Annotated in this window: 3 protein-coding genes; 1 reads left to right on the top strand and 2 read right to left on the bottom strand. The window is 54.3% G+C overall.

Annotated elements, in window-relative coordinates:
- Positions 1-878 (bottom strand): electron transfer flavoprotein subunit alpha/FixB family protein (locus Q7P41_RS01830; RefSeq protein ID WP_303881690.1); only part of this gene is annotated, 878 nt, incomplete at its 3' end.
- Positions 875-1,657, bottom strand: a complete 783-nt coding sequence (locus Q7P41_RS01825; RefSeq protein WP_303881688.1) for an electron transfer flavoprotein subunit beta/FixA family protein — start codon at positions 1,655-1,657, stop codon at positions 875-877. The genes Q7P41_RS01825 and Q7P41_RS01830, both read right to left, overlap by 4 nt.
- Before the next feature lie 242 nt (positions 1,658-1,899).
- Here Q7P41_RS01825 and Q7P41_RS01820 point away from each other — a divergent pair.
- The coding region (locus tag Q7P41_RS01820) for an FAD-binding oxidoreductase (protein ID WP_303881687.1) at positions 1,900-3,245 on the top strand (1,346 nt) is incomplete at its 3' end.

Raw genomic sequence — 3,245 nt, 5'->3', positions numbered from 1 at the left:
TTTATGGCGATGATTACCTCGGAGTCCCTCATTCCCGCCAGATGCTGCGGGCTTCCCGAGATACCGCAGGCGATATAAAGTTTTGGCTTGACCGTATTTCCGCTAAAGCCAACCTGATGTTCCTTTCCTATCCATCCTTCGTCCACCAGAGGCCTGCTTGACCCGACGACTCCTCCCAAAAGCTTCGCGAGCTCTTCAAGCATTTTGAAGTCCTCCGGCCTTTTAAGTCCCCTTCCGCCCGATACGATGACCTCGGCGTCGGCAAGGTCTATGCCTTCGATGATATGTTCGCTGATGACCTTCCAGGAAGGGTCGCTTGAAAGGGGCGTCATGTTGACGACTACGCCCTCCCTATTTTCGTCCTTACTGGCACGCTGCATGACCTTGTATCGCACCGTCGACATGCTGGGAGTGGTCTTGGTCTTTATGTGAGCCAAAATATTTCCCGTGAAGGCCGGCCTTGTCTGAATAAAGGTACCGTCTTCGTCTATGGAAAGGTCCGTGCAATCGGCCGTCAGTCCCGTCTGCAAATCTGCGGCAACTCTAGGGGCAAGGGACCTTCCTATGTGAGTCGATCCAAAGAGGATGGCGTAAGGGTTTATCTTTCTCGCCAGAGCAACCAGATTTGCCTTATATAAAAACGGGTCGTAATTGTAAAAGGACGGGTCATCAAACAGGTAGACCCTTTTTGCGCCGTAATAGATTAACTCCTGCGCTTCGCCCCTTACATTGCTGCCCAAAAGCACCGCCGAGACCGTAAGGTCGCGGTTACCGCTTAACTCAATGGCCTTGCCCAAAAGCTCAAAGGCGACGGGGTGAACCCTGCCCCTGCGCTGCTCGGCAAAGATGAGCATTTCCCTTTTATCGCTAACGGTCATATCAATCCCCTCGATTCGAGAACGGCCATGATCTCCTTTAATCCCCTCTCGGGGTCCTTGTATATTCGACCATTTCTTTGCCCCTCTTCGGGCACTTCTATCTTGTATACCCATGTCGGGGACCCGTTGAAGCCCAAAAGGCCTTCGTCGGCCTCGATCTCCTTGGCATCCATCTTCTTTACCTGGGCCTTTCGGGCATTGAGCTTTTCCCTGAACCCCGGGAGGCGTGGGGAGTTTATGTCCTTGGTGACGGAGACGACCAATGGAGGGCTTGCCTCCACCTCGTATATCATGTTTTCAAGCTCTACCCTTGCCTTAAATTTTCCATCTTCGTAATCTAACCTTGACGTATAGGGCAGGTAGGGAATCCCAAGTCGCTCCGATACCTCGCCTCCCACCTGTCCCGTGTCGCCGTCTACTGTCTTTTCGCCGCAGATCACTATGTCGAAATCGCCCATGGCTTTTATCGCCTGCGAGAGGGCGTAAGAGGTCGCCAAGGTGTCAGAACCCGCAAACTTCTTGTCGGTGAGCAAAATGGCCTCGTCGACGCCACGCGCTATGGTGTCCTTGAGGGCCTGCTCCGCGTCGCTCGGGCCCATGGATATGGCGGTCACCCTTCCGCCATGGCGCTCTTTAAGCCTCACGGCCTCCTCTATTGCGTTGAGGTCAAAGGGGTTGATCTCCTGCGGTGCCGAACTCCTGTCCACCACTCCCCTGGCTGCGTCGAACTTCACCCTTTCTATGTCCGGCACGACCTTCGTCAGCACGATTATATTCATTGCTTGTTACCCCCAACTTTTAACGATTATTGTAAATAATTACATAGTATAGCACAATGTGCAGCCACGTCCATTTTTCCCGCCAAAGCTTCAGGCGCTTCATGGCCGATACATTTTCGGGCCGATGAGGGCAGCCGCTTTGTCGGGAGGCGCAAGGTATAATTGCTCTGCTGGAAAAAATGACGATTGTGTATTATGATTGTTGCTAATCACTTTATGATAAAGAAGGGAATTGATGTCATTTGAGCGAAAAGTATAACAAGATCACGCCGGAAATACTTGAAGAGCTTAAAAGCATCGTTGGACCGGATAACATGGCAACAGATGAGTCAGCCATAGAGGCCTATTCCTGCGATGAATCGGGCAAGGTCTACGCCAGGATGCCCGACGTAGTCGTAAAGCCTGAGAATGCTCAGCAGGTATCAAACGTGATGAAGCTGGCCAACAGGGAAATGATACCCGTTACGGCAAGGGGTGCGGGAAGCGGGATCGCCGGAGGCGCCATTCCCATAAAAGGCGGAATACTTCTTTCCCTGGAGAGGATGAACAGGGTGCTTGAGATAGACAGGATAAACCGCGTCGCCGTCGTCGAGCCGGGCGTGGTCACCAACGACTTGTGCCAGATGGTCCTCAAGGAAGGCCTCATGTATGCCGGATACCCCATGAGCACGGAGACGAGCTTCATAGGCGGCAACATCGCCACCAATGCCGGCGGGGCCAAGGTCATCAGATACGGAAGCACGAGGCGACACGTCCTTGGGATAGAGGTCGTGCTTCCCACGGGAGACGTCCTGGAGCTGGGCGGCAGGATAAGAAAGCAGACCTGGGGCTACGACCTGCTTCAGATCATCATAGGCTCCGAGGGCACGCTCGGAGTGGTGACCAAGGCCATATTGAACCTTGAGCCGGCACCCGGAGACACCGTCACCTTCCTGGCGCCCTTCCCATCCATCGAGGAGGCCGTCGAGGCGGTCGCTGCGATCTTAAGGGCTGGGGTTGTATTAATGGCCTGCGAGTTCATGGATCAGCTTTCAACGAAGTGCGCCACCAAGTACCACAACACCACGTTTCCCATGCAGGATGAGGCAAAGGCATTCCTCATAATCCAGGTGGAGGGACAGACGCCCGAACAGCTGGACATGTACATAGAAAAGGTGGGCGAGACCTGCCTGGAACACGGCGCCATGGAGGTCTTCACCGCCGAAAGCAGCACGGAGTCGCGAAACATCTGGAAGGTCAGGGAGAGCTTCGCCGAGGCCGTACGCGCGGTGGATCCCAACGCCTCCCTCAGCGGAGACATGGTCGTGCCTATGTCAAAGATATCGGAGATGGTGAAGGCCGTGGGAGAGACGGCAAAGAAATACGACATTACAATCGCCCTGGGAGGCCACATCGCCGACGGCAACATCCACCCCCTGTTTTTCAAGCCCGACCGCATCCCCCTTGAGGAATGGCCCGACTTCGTGGAGAACATAGTCGATGAGCTCATAGGCGTGGCCATAAGCTTGGGAGGAGTCGGAAGCGGCGAGCACGGCGTCGGTTTCTTAAAGAAACATACCTTCATGAAGTACGAGGCGAAAAGCAAGCT

Source organism: Acetomicrobium mobile (genome assembly GCF_937920065.1).
This window is presented reverse-complemented; position numbering and strand designations above follow the sequence as displayed.

Excerpts from the sequence above, each read along its gene's own strand:
- Q7P41_RS01825 (WP_303881688.1), bottom strand. The coding sequence starts at position 1,657 with ATGAATATAATCGTGCTGACGAAGGTCGTGCCGGACATAGAAAGGGTG.